18 protein-coding genes and 2 tRNA genes are annotated in these 16099 nt (G+C 63.4%); 5 read left to right on the forward strand and 15 right to left on the reverse strand.

Features of this window, described 5'->3' with window-relative positions; all coding sequences use genetic code 11:
* Positions 1-383 precede the first annotated feature (383 nt).
* From AB7Z56_RS40120 to AB7Z56_RS40130, 3 genes are read left to right on the forward strand one after another with little or no spacing between them, the layout of a single operon-like run.
* On the forward strand, positions 384-1148 hold the full coding sequence (locus AB7Z56_RS40120; RefSeq protein WP_441256805.1) for a hypothetical protein: 765 nt from the start codon (positions 384-386) through the stop codon (positions 1146-1148).
* On the forward strand, positions 1148-1441 hold the full coding sequence (locus AB7Z56_RS40125) for a helix-turn-helix transcriptional regulator (RefSeq protein WP_441256806.1): 294 nt from the start codon (positions 1148-1150) through the stop codon (positions 1439-1441). The genes AB7Z56_RS40120 and AB7Z56_RS40125 overlap by 1 nt, the downstream gene beginning before the upstream one ends.
* Positions 1438-2589, forward strand: a complete 1152-nt coding sequence (locus tag AB7Z56_RS40130) for a tyrosine-type recombinase/integrase (RefSeq protein WP_441256807.1) — start codon at positions 1438-1440, stop codon at positions 2587-2589. Before AB7Z56_RS40125 ends, AB7Z56_RS40130 begins: the two co-directional genes overlap by 4 nt.
* An 89-nt stretch (positions 2590-2678) precedes the next feature.
* Here AB7Z56_RS40130 and AB7Z56_RS40135 read toward each other — a convergent pair.
* The 9 genes from AB7Z56_RS40135 to AB7Z56_RS40175 form a co-directional block, all read right to left on the reverse strand.
* Positions 2679-2754, reverse strand: a tRNA-Phe gene (locus tag AB7Z56_RS40135).
* Between the two features lie 184 nt (positions 2755-2938).
* Complete coding sequence (yacG, locus tag AB7Z56_RS40140) at positions 2939-3121, reverse strand: DNA gyrase inhibitor YacG (protein ID WP_028151429.1); 183 nt, start codon at positions 3119-3121, stop codon at positions 2939-2941.
* A 145-nt stretch (positions 3122-3266) separates the two neighbouring features.
* Positions 3267-3896 (reverse strand): Maf-like protein, encoded by a 630-nt coding sequence (locus AB7Z56_RS40145; RefSeq protein WP_028151428.1) that lies wholly within the window; start codon positions 3894-3896, stop codon positions 3267-3269.
* Between the two features lie 145 nt (positions 3897-4041).
* A complete protein-coding gene (locus AB7Z56_RS40150; RefSeq protein ID WP_063985873.1) occupies positions 4042-4509 on the reverse strand; it encodes an arsenate-mycothiol transferase ArsC in 468 nt (155 codons plus the stop codon).
* 132 nt (positions 4510-4641) lie between these two features.
* Complete coding sequence (locus tag AB7Z56_RS40155; RefSeq protein ID WP_063985874.1) at positions 4642-5139, reverse strand: UPF0262 family protein; 498 nt, start codon at positions 5137-5139, stop codon at positions 4642-4644.
* Positions 5136-6431 (reverse strand): histidinol dehydrogenase, encoded by a 1296-nt coding sequence (gene hisD / locus AB7Z56_RS40160; protein ID WP_063985875.1) that lies wholly within the window; start codon positions 6429-6431, stop codon positions 5136-5138. Before hisD ends, AB7Z56_RS40155 begins: the two co-directional genes overlap by 4 nt.
* A 145-nt stretch (positions 6432-6576) precedes the next feature.
* A complete protein-coding gene (locus AB7Z56_RS40165; RefSeq protein ID WP_063986739.1) occupies positions 6577-7026 on the reverse strand; it encodes a DUF2948 family protein in 450 nt (149 codons plus the stop codon).
* A gap of 81 nt (positions 7027-7107) precedes the next feature.
* Positions 7108-7767 (reverse strand): NAD(P)H-binding protein, encoded by a 660-nt coding sequence (locus AB7Z56_RS40170; RefSeq protein WP_063986740.1) that lies wholly within the window; start codon positions 7765-7767, stop codon positions 7108-7110.
* 26 nt (positions 7768-7793) lie between these two features.
* Positions 7794-8732, reverse strand: a complete 939-nt coding sequence (locus AB7Z56_RS40175) for an SDR family oxidoreductase (protein WP_063985876.1) — start codon at positions 8730-8732, stop codon at positions 7794-7796.
* Positions 8733-8816: 84 nt separating this feature from the next.
* Between AB7Z56_RS40175 and AB7Z56_RS40180 the strand changes: the two genes are divergently transcribed.
* Positions 8817-9470, forward strand: a complete 654-nt coding sequence (locus tag AB7Z56_RS40180; RefSeq protein ID WP_063985877.1) for a TetR/AcrR family transcriptional regulator — start codon at positions 8817-8819, stop codon at positions 9468-9470.
* 200 nt (positions 9471-9670) lie between these two features.
* Here AB7Z56_RS40180 and AB7Z56_RS40185 read toward each other — a convergent pair whose 3' ends face one another.
* The 5 genes from AB7Z56_RS40185 to AB7Z56_RS40205 form a co-directional block, all read right to left on the reverse strand.
* On the reverse strand, positions 9671-10495 hold the full coding sequence (locus AB7Z56_RS40185) for an alpha/beta fold hydrolase (RefSeq protein WP_441256808.1): 825 nt from the start codon (positions 10493-10495) through the stop codon (positions 9671-9673).
* 114 nt (positions 10496-10609) lie between these two features.
* The gene (locus AB7Z56_RS40190; RefSeq protein ID WP_028151419.1) at positions 10610-11119 is read right to left on the reverse strand and encodes a hypothetical protein; all 510 of its coding nucleotides are present in this window, start codon (positions 11117-11119) and stop codon (positions 10610-10612) included.
* Positions 11120-11379: 260 nt separating this feature from the next.
* The gene (locus tag AB7Z56_RS40195) at positions 11380-11688 is read right to left on the reverse strand and encodes an EthD family reductase (RefSeq protein WP_063985878.1); all 309 of its coding nucleotides are present in this window, start codon (positions 11686-11688) and stop codon (positions 11380-11382) included.
* A gap of 126 nt (positions 11689-11814) precedes the next feature.
* Positions 11815-13521 (reverse strand): FAD-dependent oxidoreductase, encoded by a 1707-nt coding sequence (locus AB7Z56_RS40200; RefSeq protein ID WP_063985879.1) that lies wholly within the window; start codon positions 13519-13521, stop codon positions 11815-11817.
* Between the two features lie 40 nt (positions 13522-13561).
* Positions 13562-13750: a hypothetical protein gene (locus tag AB7Z56_RS40205; protein WP_063985880.1), complete on the reverse strand. Its 189-nt coding sequence runs from the start codon at positions 13748-13750 to the stop codon at positions 13562-13564.
* 317 nt (positions 13751-14067) lie between these two features.
* Between AB7Z56_RS40205 and AB7Z56_RS40210 the strand changes: the two genes are divergently transcribed.
* Positions 14068-14142: transfer RNA gene (locus AB7Z56_RS40210), tRNA-Thr, on the forward strand.
* Positions 14143-14242: 100 nt separating this feature from the next.
* On the opposite strand, the gene AB7Z56_RS40215 is transcribed toward AB7Z56_RS40210, so the two are convergent.
* A complete protein-coding gene (locus tag AB7Z56_RS40215; RefSeq protein WP_245328497.1) occupies positions 14243-15262 on the reverse strand; it encodes an outer membrane protein in 1020 nt (339 codons plus the stop codon).
* Between the last annotated feature and the right edge of the window lie 837 nt (positions 15263-16099).

The following is a 16099-nucleotide window of genomic DNA, read 5'->3' on the forward strand; positions in this document are numbered from 1 at the left end:
TTGGACTGGCGGTAAATCGGCGTCGTGGCAGTGCGGGGGTCGTAGGTCAGCGCACCAGGCGTCTCGCTTACGCGCCAACCCTCCAATACCCGGCCCCCAAGCTGCGCGACGGTCAACCCGTGCCGATTGGCGCGCAAAGCTACTGCTGCGGGGCCAGCGAAATACGCCGGCGCCCACCCCGGCGCGGCGGCGAGAAGGTCTGGCGGCACGATCTCTATTGCTACATGTGAACTCACATTGCGCTATTGGGACGGAAAAGATCTCGTGTCAATGATATTGTGATGTCGCACGTGTGGCGTATTTCCAATTGTAAGTCCCATGCATTCCCCATCTTAGTAGAGCTCGAATGGAATTGACTTAGCTTCCATTTGAGTGCTACTTGGATGGAAGGCGGTGATTCTATGGTCTTTCCCAATCAATTGGTCGAAACGGTCGCCCGTGTTTTGGGCGTGCCAACTCAGACCGTGGCTCAACATGATCGTATTCTGGCCTTGAATGGATTTCGGAAGATGGGGGGCCGTGGGCGGAGCTCGGCCAAAGTAACCCCGGTGGACGCCGCTAATCTTATCATTGCAGTTGTGGGAGCGCCGGTATCCGGTCCAACCGTGCGGGACACGGCAATCAATTTCGAAAAGTATGCTGGGCTCTCCGCCAAAATTGATCTCGTTCAGAGTGACGGAGCAACTTGGTCATCTGATCTTAAAGTGATGCAAGGTCTTAGTGCTGGTCATTCGTTCCGCGATGCGCTGGCCGCACTGATTTCCGCATTTTCTGAAACAAAAATGGAAACGGCAGAGGTTTTTCGACAAGCTCACAATGAACCGTTCAAGGTAACCGGAGAGGTTCGCATCTACGTAGAAATGCGAGGTCCTCGTCCTAAAGCGGCAATTTCCATCGAGGGCGACGCCATTGATCCGACGCTTGCTGGCCCCGGTGCGCACCCAAGTGATTACGTCAGAAATCAATATTCTGAAAAACTTTTTTATGGAGAAACGATTCCAAATCTATCCGATGAAGAAGCGATCATGGGCTGGTTGACGGCGCGGTCTCGTCAACACGGGGGCGATTTATTTCAAACCCGGACCATAACGGACGTTACGATCGCCGAAGTCGCCGGCCTGTGGAAGAAAGACGTTGGAAGTACCTAATGATGCGCGCAGACTCACCTGAAAACTTCCTTATCATCGAAAAACGATCGTCGCGGGTTGGCAGATTGTCGCTTGCCCCGATCGGTTTGAGTAGAGAGGCGGCGGCCGAGTTCATCGGTATCGGAACGACGCTGTTCGATAGAATGGTGAACGATGGAAGAATGCCGCTTCCTCGCGCGCTCGACGGAAGGACGGTTTGGGATCGGGAAGAAGTGGAGGCTGCTTTTCGGGCGCTGCCTTATCACGGCGCGAAGATTGCAAAGGAAAATTCTGATTGGAGTAGAGTCAAATGAAAATCAGGCTTCTCGACGGTAGTGGCACGATCGATCTTAAATATCTGTTGGAGGATGTGGATCGATACGGCAACATTCGGATTTACTTCCGCCGCAAGGGCGCACCTAAAATTCCACTCAAGCAGCCCATTGGTTCAGCGGAATTTATTTCAGAATATAAACTCGCATTTGCTGGCAGGGCGCAAACTTCAGTACCTCGGCAGAAGTTCTCGCAAACTCGTGCGGCCAACGGCTCACTGCGTTGGCTAATCGAGCGATACTACGATGAAAGCGAAGATTTCTCTTTGCTCGACTCCCGAACGAAGCATGTCCGCAAGATGACGCTCGACACGATTTGTATGGAGCCGATGAGCCAAGACGATGCGACTCCCATCGGGATGATGGAATTTGCTAGTATGCCGCCACTCGCCGTGCGGCGTCTGCGCGATCGAAAAAAGGGTGCACCGGAAGCGGGCAACACTCGCGTAAAGGCGCTTCGTCAAGTCTTCAAATTCGGGATCGAGCATCAATTTTGCCAACACAATCCAGCGCGGGAGGTTTCATACATCAAGACTGGCTCGCAAGGCTTTCATGCTTGGGATATCGGGGAAGTTCGGCAGTTTGAGGAGGCCCATCCGCTGGGCACGAAGCCCCGACTCGCTCTGGCGATTCTTTTATTCCTAGGTGCGCGAAGATCGGACGCAGTGCAGTTCGGCAAGCAGCACGTCCGCGCAGCTGAGCACATGCCTCCGGCATTGCGGGACCTTCATACTGGGCGGTGGCTTCAATACACTCAGCACAAGAACAGAAAAAAGAAGCCAGTTACCCTCACTATCCCGATACTTGCAGACCTCGAAGAAGTCTTGGAGGCTTCGCCGCTTGGCGATCTAACTTGGCTAGTAACGACGTTCGGGAACGGCTTCACGCCCGCCGGTTTCGGTAACTGGTTTCGAGATCAATGCAACAAGGCTGGGCTCAGGCATTGCTCGGCTCATGGACTGCGTAAAGCGGGGGCGACGATCGCAGCCGACAACGGCGCCTCCAGTCACACGTTGATGTCGATCTTTGGCTGGTCAACGATCAAACAGGCTGAACTTTACACTCGTTCCGCCGATCAGAAACGGCTCGCGGCGACCGGCATGAGGCTAATTGGGAGGGGAAAAAAATGAACAAAAGTGTCCAACAATTTCCTTATCGGAAGTCCGTTGGGCAAAAACGGCAACTAACTTATTGAAACTTAAGCATCCACGACGCGGAATGGTGCCCAGGGGCGGAATCGAACCACCGACACTGCGATTTTCAGTCGCATGCTCTACCAACTGAGCTACCTGGGCGTGCTCCAAAGAGGGGCCAAGGCCCATCGAGCGGGCGGTTTATAGTGGGCTAGAAGCGGCCTGTCCACCCGGCTTCGCCAAGAGGCTTCGCCGGGCGCGGCCCGGCTGTGCACAAGATGGGGCGGACTTGCTGCGGCAGGCGCGCGGCGCGTCGACCATCGGAGTAAGCAATTGATATTAGTAATTATTCTTCGCCGTCCGCCTCGTCATCGCGGCCGGGGATGACGTAGGAGCCTTTCAGCCAGCGGTTCAGGTCGACGTCGCGGCAGCGCGAGGAGCAGAACGGGCGGGTGGCTTCCGACTGCGGCTTGCCGCAGATCGGGCAGGTTTTGAGCGGGCCGGCGGGCTTTTTGACGTGGTCGTCCATGATGTCGGCAGCTTACTCGGGGTGAAGGCGTTCAAGAGCCTGTCGGCAAAGCGGTTCCTCGGGCGGTCGCGCAGGCGTCGCGGGCCGGGTCCGGCGGGCCCATTCTACTGTGCATGGGGTTGTTTTCGAGATTTTTGTCGGCGCGCTAGATGGCCGTGGCGTTGAGCCAGCCGAAGCGGATCGGAAAACCCTCGCCGCCGAGCAGCGTCGTGGTCTCGTAGAGCGGCAGGCCGACGACGTTGCTGTAGGACCCCACCATCTTGACCACGAAGGAGCCGGCGATGCCCTGCACGGCGTAACCGCCGGCTTTGCCGCGCCATTCGCCGGAGCCGATATAGGCCTGGATGTCGTCCTCGGAGAGGCGCTTGAAGCGGACGCGGGTCTCGACCAGGCGCTGGCGGAAGGCCTCGCGCGGCGTCACCAGGCAGATCGCGGTGTAGACGCGGTGGTTGCGGCCCGACAGCAGCCGCAGGCACTGCGCGGCCTCGTCCACGAGGTTGGCCTTGGGCAGGATGCGGCGGCCGACCGCCACAACCGTGTCGGCTGAGAGGATGAAGGCGCCGCGCAGCTCGTCGTCGAGCTGCACCGATTTCAGGGCAGCGTCGGCCTTGGCCCTTGCGAGACGGTTGGCGCAGGCGCGCGGCAGCTCGCCCCGCTTCGGCGTCTCGTCGACGTCGGCCGGCCGGAGCGCGTCCGGCTCGATGCCGGCCTGGTTGAGCAGCGACAGGCGCCGCGGCGAACCGGAGGCAAGTACGAATTTGGGGCGGCCGAGCATAAGGTGATTGGGGGATGAAGCAGGGGGTGAATTGCGCGCGGAACCTATCGGAAGGGGGCTGATTTCACAACCCGGGAACCCGGACTTTACTGATTCGAGGCGTCCAACATGCGTGTGCCCTCGGTCTGTGACGCGGGTGTTACGGCTAACCGCTCGCCGCGCCGACCTTCGCAAAACGCCTGCGGATGCGCATCAACAGCTGGTCGCAGACCTCGCGGTAGGCGGCGAGCTTCTGGTCGCGGCTGCCTTCGATGGTGGTGGGATCCTGCGTCGGCCAGTATTCGACGTCGGCGGCGAGCGTGCGGGTCAGCTCCAGCGCCTTGTGGTGCGCTTCGGGCGAGAGCGTGATGATGAGGTCGAAATTGAGCCCCTCCCAGTCCTCCAGCTCCTCGAAGGTCTGCGGCTTGTGGGCGGAGATGTCCTGCCCCAGTTCGTCCATCACGGCGACCACGAAGGGATCGAGCTCGCCTTTCCTGGCGCCGGCCGACTTCACGTAGAGGCCCTGCGGAAACATGTGCCGCAGCAGGCTCTCGGCCATCGGCGAGCGCACGCTGTTCATCGCGCAGGCGAACAGCACCGATTGCGGATCGCGTGCGCGTGGCGGACCCGCCATCGCGCCTAGCCTCTTTTGAGAGAGGGCATGGCCTTGTCGGAAAACCGCTGCACATTTTTCCGGGCCATTAAGCCGTTTGTCTCGCGCATGATCTGGTCCGAAAACCGGTGCCCACTTTTCGGGATCATGCGCCTAACCCTTCCAGTGCAGGACGGTGATGAGCGTGAACAGCCGGCGCGAGGTCTCGAAGTCGACCCGCACCTTGCCCTTCAGCCGCTCCTGGAGCGTGCGCGATCCCTCGTCATGGATGCCGCGGCGCCCCATGTCGATGGCCTCGATCTTGTCCGGCGTAGCTGTCCGGATCGCCTGATAGTAGCTGTCGCAGATCATGAAATAGTCCTTCACGATCCGCCGGAACGGCGTCAACGACAACAGATGCGCGACCACGGGCGCACCGTCCTCAAGGCGAATGTCGAACATCAGCCGGCTGCCGGTGATTCCGATATGCAGCGTGAACGGCCCCTTCCCGTCGGCGCCATCGGGCGCGAACAGGTTCTGCTCGATCAGATCGTAGATGGCGATCGCGCGCTCATGCTCGATGTCGGGCCCGGAACGGCCGATCGAGTCCTCGTCGAGGGTGACCGCGACGATGCGATTGGTCGAGTCGTCCTGTTCGGGCGGCTGGGTCATGACAGATTGAGGCGCAATCCAATCGAGCGCGAATGAGCGTCCAGCCCTTCCGCTTGTCCGAGCGTCATCGCGGCAGGTCCGAGCGCACGCAGCTGGTCCGGGCCGCATTTCAGGATCGAGGTGCGCTTCATGAAGTCGGCAACTCCGAGGCCTGAGGAGAACCGCGCCGAGCGCGCCGTCGGCAGCACGTGGTTGGAGCCGCCGACATAGTCGCCGATCGCCTCGGGCGTATGCGCCCCGAGGAACACCGCGCCGGCGTTGCGGATCTTTGCGGCAAGCGCATCGGGATCATCAGTCATGATCTCGAGATGCTCGGCCGCGATCGCATCCGCGAGCGGAATGGCGTCGGCAAGATTCTTCACCATGATGATGGCGCCGAAATCGGCCCAGGAGGCGCCGGCAATTGCGGTGCGCGGCAATGTCTTCAGCTGCGCTTCGACGGCCTTCTCGACATCCGCGGCGAGGCGCGCGGAATCCGTGATCAGGATCGATTGCGCGCTGGCATCATGCTCGGCCTGCGCCAGCAGATCAGCGGCGATCCAGTCGGCATTGCCGGTGTCGTCGGCAATCACCAGCACCTCGGAGGGGCCGGCGATCATGTCGATACCGACCTTGCCGAACACCAGCCGTTTTGCGGCGGCGACATAGGCGTTGCCGGGGCCGACGATCTTGGCCACCGGCGCGATCGTGGCGGTGCCGTGCGCCAGCGCCGCCACGGCCTGCGCGCCGCCGACCCGGTAGATCTCGCTTACGCCGCCAAGCGAAGCGGCCGCCAGCACCAGCGGGTTGAGCTTGCCGTCCGGCGACGGCACCACCATGACGAGGCGCGAGACGCCGGCGACCTGCGCGGGCACGGCGTTCATCAGCACCGAGGAGGGATAGGCCGCGGTACCGCCGGGCACATAGAGGCCCGCGGATTCGATCGCGGTATAGCGCCAGCCGAGCTCCACGCCGAGCGGATCGGTGAAGCGCTCGTCCTTCGGGAGCTGGCGGCGGTGATAGGTCTCGATGCGGTCGCGCGCGAGCTTGAGCGCATCCAGCGTCGCGGCATCGCAGGCCTTCACGGCCGTCTCGATCTCGGCGGCGGTGACGCGCAGGCCGGATGCATCCAGCTTCAGCCGGTCGAACTTTGCCGTGGCCTCGAGCAGGGCCGCATCGCCCCGCCTGGCGACGTCGTCGACGATGGTGCGCACGGCGGCCTCGACGTCGGCCGAGACCTCGCGCTTGGCGGCGAGGAAGGCCGCGAATCGCTGGTCAAAATCGGCGCTGCTGCGGTCGAGACGAACGGGCATTTTTGGCTTGGCTTCCGGCTGGTCTTTGGGGCGGATTGGCTCACCCGACCCCCTGCTCAATGGCGCGGCGGGGAAGCTGCGTCAACCCTCGGGAGATGCCGTTCCGGCAGCGGCCCGACCTGGCTTGACTGGTATACCGGCCAGCTCACCCCTCCTCCTCGAGGCCCAGTCCGGCCCCGAGCGCGTCCGCCCCCAGATCGGTCAACTCGCATTCCAGACATTCGACGTCGAGGCGGATGGCGCCGCCATGGGCGAACAGCAGCAGGGCGCTGCCGCCGGGCTCCTCGTCGCGGCCGTCCTGGGAGTGAAACTCGATGCCGACGAGGTCCAGAACCTCGTCCGGCGCGCCGAGGTCGATGTTGCGCGACTTGCAGGCGAGCACGCGGTCGAAGCGGAGCGCGGCGACCAGCCGGCGGGGTTCGGCCTCGCCGTCCAGTGACTGCTCCCAGTCCAGCCGGCTCATCCCGACCACCAGCCGCTTCTCGCTTTGCCGCCAGATGATGTCGGCGGCCTGGACGCGGGCGTCCTGCACATGGGTCGAGATCACGGCGAGATCGTCGGCGTCGAGCGCGATCAGTTTGAGCTGGGGAGACATCGCCGGCATTTCTCCTCGGGGGCCGATAAGGCTCAACGCGCGCGGACGCGGAAATTTCCGTGAAACTAACGGGCTAGCCGGCTAGAGGCTATTGATATCCTCCATCTCCAGCACCTTCCGCGGATACCCCTCCCGGGCGACACGAATCATGGCGCGGCCCATCTGCTCGGTCGAGGTGACGAGCCGCGGCGAGATCCGGCGCAGCGCCGACCAGAGCGGCCCGGTTGCGGCATACACGGCCTGCACCCAGGCGGTCTTGGAGCGGGCGCCGTGCAGGGGCTGGATCGCCCCGGGGCGGAACATGTAGGCCCCCCGGAACGGCAGCTTGAGCAGATCGTTTTCGGTCTTGCCCTTGATCCGCGCCCACATCCGCGATCCCTGCTCGGTGGAATCGGTGCCGGCGCCGGTGACGTAGACGAACGTCATCTGCGGATTGAGCTTCGCGAGCGTCGTCGCCGTTGCGAGCGTGAGATCGTAGGTGAGATGGCGATAGCGATCCTCGCTCATGCCGATCGAGGAGACGCCGAGGCAGAAGAAGCAGGCATCGAAGCCCGTGAGCTGCGCTTCGATCGCCGAGTAGTCGGTGAAATCGCCGTGCGTGATTTCGGTGAGCTTCGCATTGCGGACGCCGGTCGGGCTGCGGCCGACCACGAGCACGCGGTCGATGCCGGTGTCGATCAGGCATTCGCGCAATACGCCCTGCCCGACCATGCCGGTCGCGCCGAAGATGATGACTTGCATCGTGACGTCCCCACCCGGCCCGCGGCTCATGCGGCGACCGCGATCTCGTCGAAGGATACACCGGTCAACGTCGCCGAGACATCCCACAGCATGGCGGCCGCGGCGAAATCCTTCGCCTGCGGCATGATCTTCGCCGGCGCGGGCGGCCCCTTCAATTCGTAGAACCAGTTCGGACCGCAATAGCCGCCGGGCTCTGCAGCCGGCGAGGTCGCCGCGAACAGCGTGGGCAGCGCGCCTTCGGCTGCGGAGTGGCTGATGAAAGGCTGGAGCCAACGGCTGACACGCGACTGGAAGGTGTCGGCGCCCGGCCCGTTCGGAATGAGATCGGTCCGCGCGTAGCCGGGATGGGCAGCAAGGCTCGTCAGGCCCCAGCCGGCGGCGAGGCTGTGGCGCTGCAGCTCCAGCGAAAACATCAGCATCGCCAGCTTGGACTGGCAATAGGCGCGCCAGGGACGATAGGAACGCTTGCTTTGCAGATCGTCGAAATTGATCGCGCCGGAGCGGTGCGCGAGGCTCGACAGATTGACGATGCGCGGCGCTTTCGCGCGGCGAAGCTGCGGCAACAGCTGTGCCGTCAGCGCGTAATGGCCGAGATAGTTGGTGCCGAGCTGCATCTCGAAACCATCCTCCGTCTGCTGCCGCTTCGGCAGCGCCATCACGCCGGCATTGTTGATCAGGAGATCGAGCTGCTCGTTGCTGGCGGCAAAGCGCCTGGTAAAATCGGCGACGGAGGCGAGACTGGCGAGATCGAGATGCTCGTAGGCGATCAATGCGTTGGGAAACCGCTCGCAAATGCCCTCGATCGCCCGCAGGCCCTTTGCGTCGTTGCGTCCGGTGAGTATGACAATGGCACCGGCGCCCGCCAGCGCCATCGCCGTCTCGTAGCCGAGGCCGCCCGTCGCCCCGGTCACGACGGCGGTCTTGCCGCTGAGGGAGGGGATGTCTGCCGTGCTCCAGTCGGTCATGCCGTATCTCCGTTCGGGGCTGGAATGAGGCCCGCGACCGGTCTAAATGTGCACTGAGTGCAAGTTTGCAAGAGGTGAAATAATTTGAAGGCTTCAAAGCCCGGCGGGAAATCGGTCAGGACAGGCGCCAAGCCATTGCCGGCAGGAGCAAAATCCCCTGATGGTCCCGGCCTGCGCCAGCGTAAATTGCAAGAGACCCGCGAGCGGCTGACCCGCGCGGCGATGGCACTGTTCCTGGAGCGCGGCTTCGAGGCCACGACCATCGACGACATCGCGACCGCGGCCGACGTGTCACGCCGCAGCTTCTTCCACTACTTCGCGTCGAAAGAGGACGTGGTCGCCGCCTGGCAGGAGGGCGCAGCAAGCGCGCTGGTCGCAGAGGTCGTGGCGCGGCCAGTGGGCGAAACCATGCTGACGGCGGCGGAGAATGCGATCGCGGCGGCCGTCAGGCGGATCGACCCGGCGGAAGCCGCGGCAATGTCGCGGCTCAAGCGCGACAATCCCGCGCTTCACGCGCGCGACCAGCTCAAATACGAGAAGCTCGAGCGCGCACTGGCCGAAGGGCTTTCGCAGCGTGCCAAAACCAAATCGGACAGGCTGAAGGCACGGCTCGTCGCCATGATCGCCACCGGCGCGATGCGCGTCGGCGGCGAAAACTGGATCGGCGAAGATGTGCGGGAGAAACCGGAGGTTTTCGTGAAGCGCACGTTCGATGCGATCAGGGCGATCTTGAAGTGAGTGCGCACCCTCCCCTGGAGGGGTCCGGGACGAGCGTAGCTCGCCCGTGGGTCGGCTCACATGGAGCGCAGCGGAATGTGAGACGGGGTGGGGTGACGGTCTCTCCGCATCGAACAGCGCCCGAGGGGAGAGATCACCCCACCCCGCTCGCGCTGCGCGCGATCGACCCTCCCCCTCCAGGGGAGGGTGAGATCAGTCCCTCACGCCTTGAAGAACGCGAGCAGGTCCGCGTTGATGGTTTCGGCGTGCGTGGTCGGCATGCCGTGCGGGAAGCCCTTGTAGGTCTTGAGCGTGCCGTTCTTCAGCAGCTTGGCCGACAGCGGGCCGGAATCGGCGTAGGGAACGATCTGGTCGTCGTCGCCGTGCATCACCAGCACGGGCACGCTGATCTTCTTCAGGTCCTCGGTGAAATCGGTCTGCGAGAACGCGACGATGCCGTCGTAATGCGCCTTCGCGCCGCCCATCATGCCCTGGCGCCACCAGTTCTGGATCACCGCTTCCGACGGCTTTGCGCCGGGACGGTTGTAGCCGTAGAAAGGACCGGAAACGAGGTCGCGGTAGAAGCCGGTGCGGCTGGCGGCGAGCTGCTTCTGGAGATCGTCGAACACGCTCTTCGGCAGGCCGCCGGGATTGGCCGCCGTCTGCACCATCAGCGGCGGCACCGCGGAGAGGATCGCAGCCTTCGCCACCCGGCTCTCACCGTGACGCGCGATGTAGTGCACGACTTCACCGCCGCCGGTGGAGTGGCCGACATGGATGGCGTTCTTGAGGTCGAGATGCGCGGTCACCGCCGCGAGATCGTCGGCATAGTGATCCATGTCGTGGCCGTCGGCGACCTGCGAGGAGCGGCCGTGGCCGCGGCGGTCATGAGCGATGACGCGGTAGCCGTGATTGGCGAAGAATATCATCTGCGTGTCCCAGTCGTCGGCCGACAGCGGCCAGCCATGGCTGAACACGATCGGCTGGCCCGAACCCCAATCCTTGAAAAAGATCTCGACGCCGTCCTTGGTGGTGATGGTGGGCATGAATGGCTCCTTCAGTGAAAATCAATCCGGGGCTCGCAAAACGCGAGCCGGCAATCCGGAGATGGTCGGTCGATGTCACGAGGTCGATGCCGCGCACCGACCGTGAACGTGCGATCAGGCAAACGTCATCGGCTTGTAGCGGCGCCAGGCGCCGATGGTCAGCACCACGAAGAACACCAGCACGATGCCCTGCACCACGGCGAAGACGGGGCCTCCCGGCGGATTCGGCGGCACGGCAGGCGCGAGCGCGGCGAGCGCCGGCACCTTCAGGAACGACTGGATCACCAGCACGAAGACGTTGAAATAGAGCGAGATCATCGCGGTCACGATGTAGACGGGACGCCAGACCCCTTTGAGCTTCATTCCGTAGAGCGCGAGGCAGGCGATCGCGAGCAGCACCAGCGAGATGCCGGCGATGATGTACGAGGGCAGCAGCTCCTTGAACGGAAACAGGAAGCCGGTGACGCTGGTGAGGATCGTGAACAGCAGGAAGATCGCGGTGAGGCCCGGCATCGACTTCGACCCGAGCAGACCGAACATCACGACCAGGCCGGCGACGATGCCGATCAGGCTGATGATGACATGGACCAACGTGAAGGCGGGCAGGCTCAACCCAAGAACCACGGCATCTCTCCTACTCTCTGCATTGAGATCAGGCGATTGATATTACGGTCCTCATCGGATGGCTACATACGCGATGTCACAGACTCGTGCGGAGCCATGCGCCGTCGTGCGAATCGACAAACGCACGACCGAATTTTTTGCAGTGCTGTCACAAACGAGAGCAGTTTGTAGCCCGGATGGGGCGAAGCTAAATCCGGGCTACGAGCTTGCAGGTCTTCGACGAAAGTTGAATCGAATTTGGCGAGACGCTTCGCGCGCGCTCAGACTTCCTTGGTGTCGAAGATCAGCAGATCGGCGCCGCCGCTGGCGAATTTCGGCACGTCGCCCGCGGCCGCCTTGCCAGCTTCGCTGCCGAAGGCCTTCTGGATGTCGCCCACGCTGTCGAAGCTGAGAATGGCGACGAGGTGGACGCCCGATGGTCCGGCGGGCGAGCCGACTGCGCCCGTGCTGACGGCGTATTTCTTCAGGCCGGGAAGTTTCTTCGCGAGCGGAATGTGGGTCTCGGCATAATGCTTGTCGAAGGCGGCGGCGTCTTTGGGCGTCTTGTAGAGCACGACGAGTTCGGCCATTTAGTCCTCCCTTGTGAATCTTTTGTTCTTCCACGCGCGATTGGCCTCGCGACGGGGCGATAGTCTGTGGGACACGGCAAGATGGCAAGTGAGATTCCGCTTGCCGTCTGCTTGTCTTGTCCTTGACTAAAGCGCCGGTTTTGCGGCGTCGCCGAGATAGCCGTGCAGGGAGGCCACGACCTGCGCGCCTTCGCCAATGGCGCCGCCGACGCGCTTGACCGAGCCGGAGCGGACGTCGCCGACCGCGTAGACGCCGGGCACCGAGGTCTCCAGTGGGGCCACCAGCTTGCCCTGGTTCAGCTCGGACTGCGCGCCCGTCACGACGAAGCCGCCGCGATCGAGCGTGACGCCGCAGCCGTCGAGCCAGCTGGTGGCGGGATCGGCACCGACGAACAAAAAGAGATTCTTGATGTCGGCGGAGTCTTCATCGCTCGACAGCCGGCTCTTCCAGCGGATGCGCCGCAGCAGCGAAGCCTCGTCGCCCTCGAGCGCGGTGATCTCGGTGTTGAACATCAATTCGATGTTGGGTGTCGCTTCGATGCGCTCGATGAGATAGCGCGACATGCTGGCGCCCAGGCCACCGCCGCGGATGATCATCAGCACCTTCTTGGCGTGTCCCGACAGGAACACGGCCGCCTGCCCCGCCGAATTGCCGGCACCGACCAGGGCCACCTCCTCGCCGGCGCAGAGCCGCGCCTCGACCGGAGAGGCCCAATACCAGACGCCGCGGCCCTCGAACTTGTCGAGGTTCTCGATCTCGGGGCGGCGATAACGCGCGCCGCTCGCAACCACGACCGCGCGCGAACGCAAGGGATCGCTGCCGTCGAGCGTCACCGCAAAGGCGCCGTCCCGGCGCGTGCAGTCGAGCGACTTCACCGTGACGGGGATCATGATGTCGGCGCCGAACTTCTGCGCCTGGTTGAACGCGCGCGCGGTCAGGGCCTGGCCGGAAATGCCGGTCGGAAAGCCGAGATAGTTTTCGATGCGCGCGCTGGCACCGGCCTGGCCGCCGAAGGCGCGGGTGTCGAGCACGGCAACCGAGAGCCCTTCGGAGGCGGCATACACCGCGGTTGCCAGCCCGGCGGGTCCGCAGCCGACGATCGCGACATCGTAGATACGGTCGTTGCGGGGGCCGCCGATCATGCCGATCGCGCGCGCAACCTCGGTTTCGCTGGGGTTGCGCAGCACCTCGCCGCTCGCCGCGACGACCAGCGGCCAGTCTTCCGGCTTCGGCGAATAGCGCGCGATCACCTCGGCGGCGTCGCGGTCACGCTCGGGATCGAGCAGATGATGCGGCTGGCCGTTGCGGGTGAGGAAGCCCTGCAAGCGCACCACGCCGGCCGAATACGAGGGACCGATCAGCACCACACCGCCGACGCCGGCCTGAAGCAGATTGACCCGGCGCAGGATCAGCGCGCGCATGATGCGCTCGCCGAGCTCGGCCTCGGCGACCAGCAGCGCGCGCAGGCGGGGCGGCGGCAGCAGCAGCGTCTCGACCTCGCCTTCGGCGCGGCCGTCGACCAGCGCCGGCCGGCCCGAGAGCTGGCTGAGCTCGGCCAGAAATTGCCCCGGCCCCTGGTCGATCAGCGGCGTGACATTGCCGAGCCCGTCGCGCTGGGTGATGGCGACGTGGCCCTTCAGCACGACGAACATGCCCGGCCCGGGCTTGCCGGTCTCGAACAGGAATTCGCCGTTAGCGTAGGTGCGGACCTCGCCGAAATTCCGCATGCGCTCGATCTCGGCCGATGTCAGCGCCGGAAAGGTCTGCTCAGGGCGCGTGAACCGCGACATCTGCGCGTCACCATCGTCTCGTTGCTGCTCGTCCTGCCCCATTGCCACGTCCATGCACTCCAAAAATTCTAATCGCCAGACTTCAATCGCCAGTCTTGCCGGCGGTCCCCTCATCTAGGGAAGCATCGTCATTCTGCGAGGGGTCGGTGATTGCGGCGCGTTCGCGCGCCTGCATCTTCCGTCGCTTCAGGTTTTCGCGCAGCGCCGATTTCAGCCGGTCGTCCCGCGCCCCCCTCGCCTGTCTCGTGCTCTTGTCGTTCTCGTCAGCCATCAGCGGTCCATACCAGCGATCCGCGATAACATGCCCGGAGAATGCGGCAGCTCAAGAGGCCCCTCACGAACTGTTCGTGCGAAATCCAAAATGGGCCGAATGCCATGCCGCGGCCAACTGGCCAGTTGGCCGGGGATATCGGAACCGAAATCGGCGGAAAGTCGGTACTTTCACCTGAAAACGGGCATTTTGGCCCCGATATCGACCCGATTTTCTCGTTTTGGCGGAGCTAGCAAGCTTGCACAGGAGGGGGGCTTGTGGCAGATATCGGCCCGCTTGGTAGGCCCCCTTGGCGGCCGATTCTTATCCCAGCACATGCTGCCGTAGCTCAGTGGTAGAGCACTCCATTGGTAATGGAGAGGTCGACAGTTCAATCCTGTCTGGCAGCACCAGTTTCCTCAGAAAATCGCCTTCTTCCGTTGCCCGGTTGCCTCCTGGGAGGGGCCGGACGTGTCGTCCGCCCCCTCCGATTCTCGCAGTGATCGAGCTCAGCTAGAAGCCGAAGCCGATGCCGCCGGCTGCGAGATGGTGCGATGTGCCGCCGAAGCTGGCCGTCCACGGGCTGGTCGCAGCATGAGCGGGATTCACGGTGGAGCCGAAAACCTGATTCACATCGCCGACGTACAGATAGCGGTACTCGCCGAACAGGTAAGCGCCGCTGTTGCCGAGGGCGAAGCGCGCACCGGCCTTGGCCTGTGCCGCAAAGGTCCAGGCTGAGGAGTCCGGACGCGCGTTGACGTGGTTGATGCCAGGCTCGGCCGGGTCGGTCTGTGTGGACGTGGCGCCGTTGATGGAGACGTTCGCGGCCCCGATCCCGCCACCGATATAGGGCGTGATGCCTTGATAGGGCGTGTTGAAGCCGACAACCATGTTCGCCAGCAGCACCGTGGTGCGCGTCGGGAAAGTCGTGTCGAAGGAGTGCTCTGCAAATCGGTCTGTGGGGGTCACCAACGTCGCACGCGGCTGGTTACCTGCCAGATAGAAACCTTCGATCTCCAAAGCGGGCCGCAGATACGTACCATACGACCATTCATAGCCGAGATGCGCGCCACCGAACCCGACGCCGCCGCTGCTGGTCCGCCCTGTGGCGTCGACAGCCAAGGGGCCCCCGACGGCCTCAACGAAAAAGACGGTGCCGAGCTGGCTGACGTCAGTGCCGCCGCGACTGCCGCCGCCACCGAACACACCGACATAGGCACCGCCGGTGCGCGCCGGCGCGACTGCGGGTCCCTTGTTGTACATCGCATAAGCCTGCGCGGGCGGTGCTACCGCAACCGTCTCCCTCGCGGCGTCGCGTCCGGCTGGCTTGGCTGCCGATGCAGTCGCCTCTCGCGGAGTGACCGTGCGCCGCTCCTGTTTGGCCTGCTTCAATTCGGCGCGCAGCTCGGAGATGGTCTGCTGCTGCGCCTTCAGCATGCGAAACAGTTCGGCGTTGGAGGGAACGTCCTCGGCATGGGCGGCGCTCGCCATCATCAATCCCGCGGCCACGATGAAACATTTACGCGCTGTCATTTGATACCCCGCCCCTCGGTTGCAAATCATCGCTGACACTATGGAATCTGGTCAGGCCATCGCAAAGATATCGCGTCCGCGGATGCGACCGTTTGAGGCACCCAAGCTGGCGATTCCGAACCCATGTGGATTTTGAGCGACACGCACCCCGCGTCTCGATCAATCCCATCGGGCAACACGATTCTCAATTCACGCATGAAGCGGCATTCTCGCGGCATGAAACGCCCGAGTTTTGCTCTCCTCTTTCGCCCTCTTCCGTGAAGAGGGCGCAGGGAAGGCCGGGTGCCGGCTGGCACCCATGATCCGCTGCGCCAGGAATTTGCACACGCAAATGCGCAGGCGGGAAACAGGTGGGCCGGAAAAACACCCGGCCTTCCCTGCGCGATGGTCTGACGGTTTATGCGCGCTCTCCCCGGAGCCGAGTTCCTTCTGGCCTCCGTCACCTCGCGAATTGGCGATGCCTCGAAACCCGGTAGAGCCCCGATCCATCTCCGCAAGGCTTGACCGTAGCAACGACGGTCAGGACCACGCGTTTTCGCCGTACGCAGCGATCCAGCTCCGCCCAAGGGCTTCGCCGGACACAGGCGCCGTCCGTCCCGCACGCAGTCAAGGCCCTCACGAGGTTCATCTCGCCCTGGTCCCGCATTCGCGTGCCCGGCACTGCCGCGTCCACCGCACCCCGGCCCACGTTCGTGACGACGTACGATCGCCCCTCTTCTCGGGGCGGGATGACGGAGAGAATGCCGTAATTCCGAATTTCGGTAAAGTGGAATATTTTTACTGAAGAGGATTGACGGGTTTGTGCGAGCGGCGGGTGTTTTGCCCGACGTATCAATT

The sequence above is a fragment of the Bradyrhizobium sp. 482_C4_N1_8 genome (genome assembly GCF_052075965.1).
Taxonomy (GTDB): domain Bacteria; phylum Pseudomonadota; class Alphaproteobacteria; order Rhizobiales; family Xanthobacteraceae; genus Bradyrhizobium; species Bradyrhizobium barranii.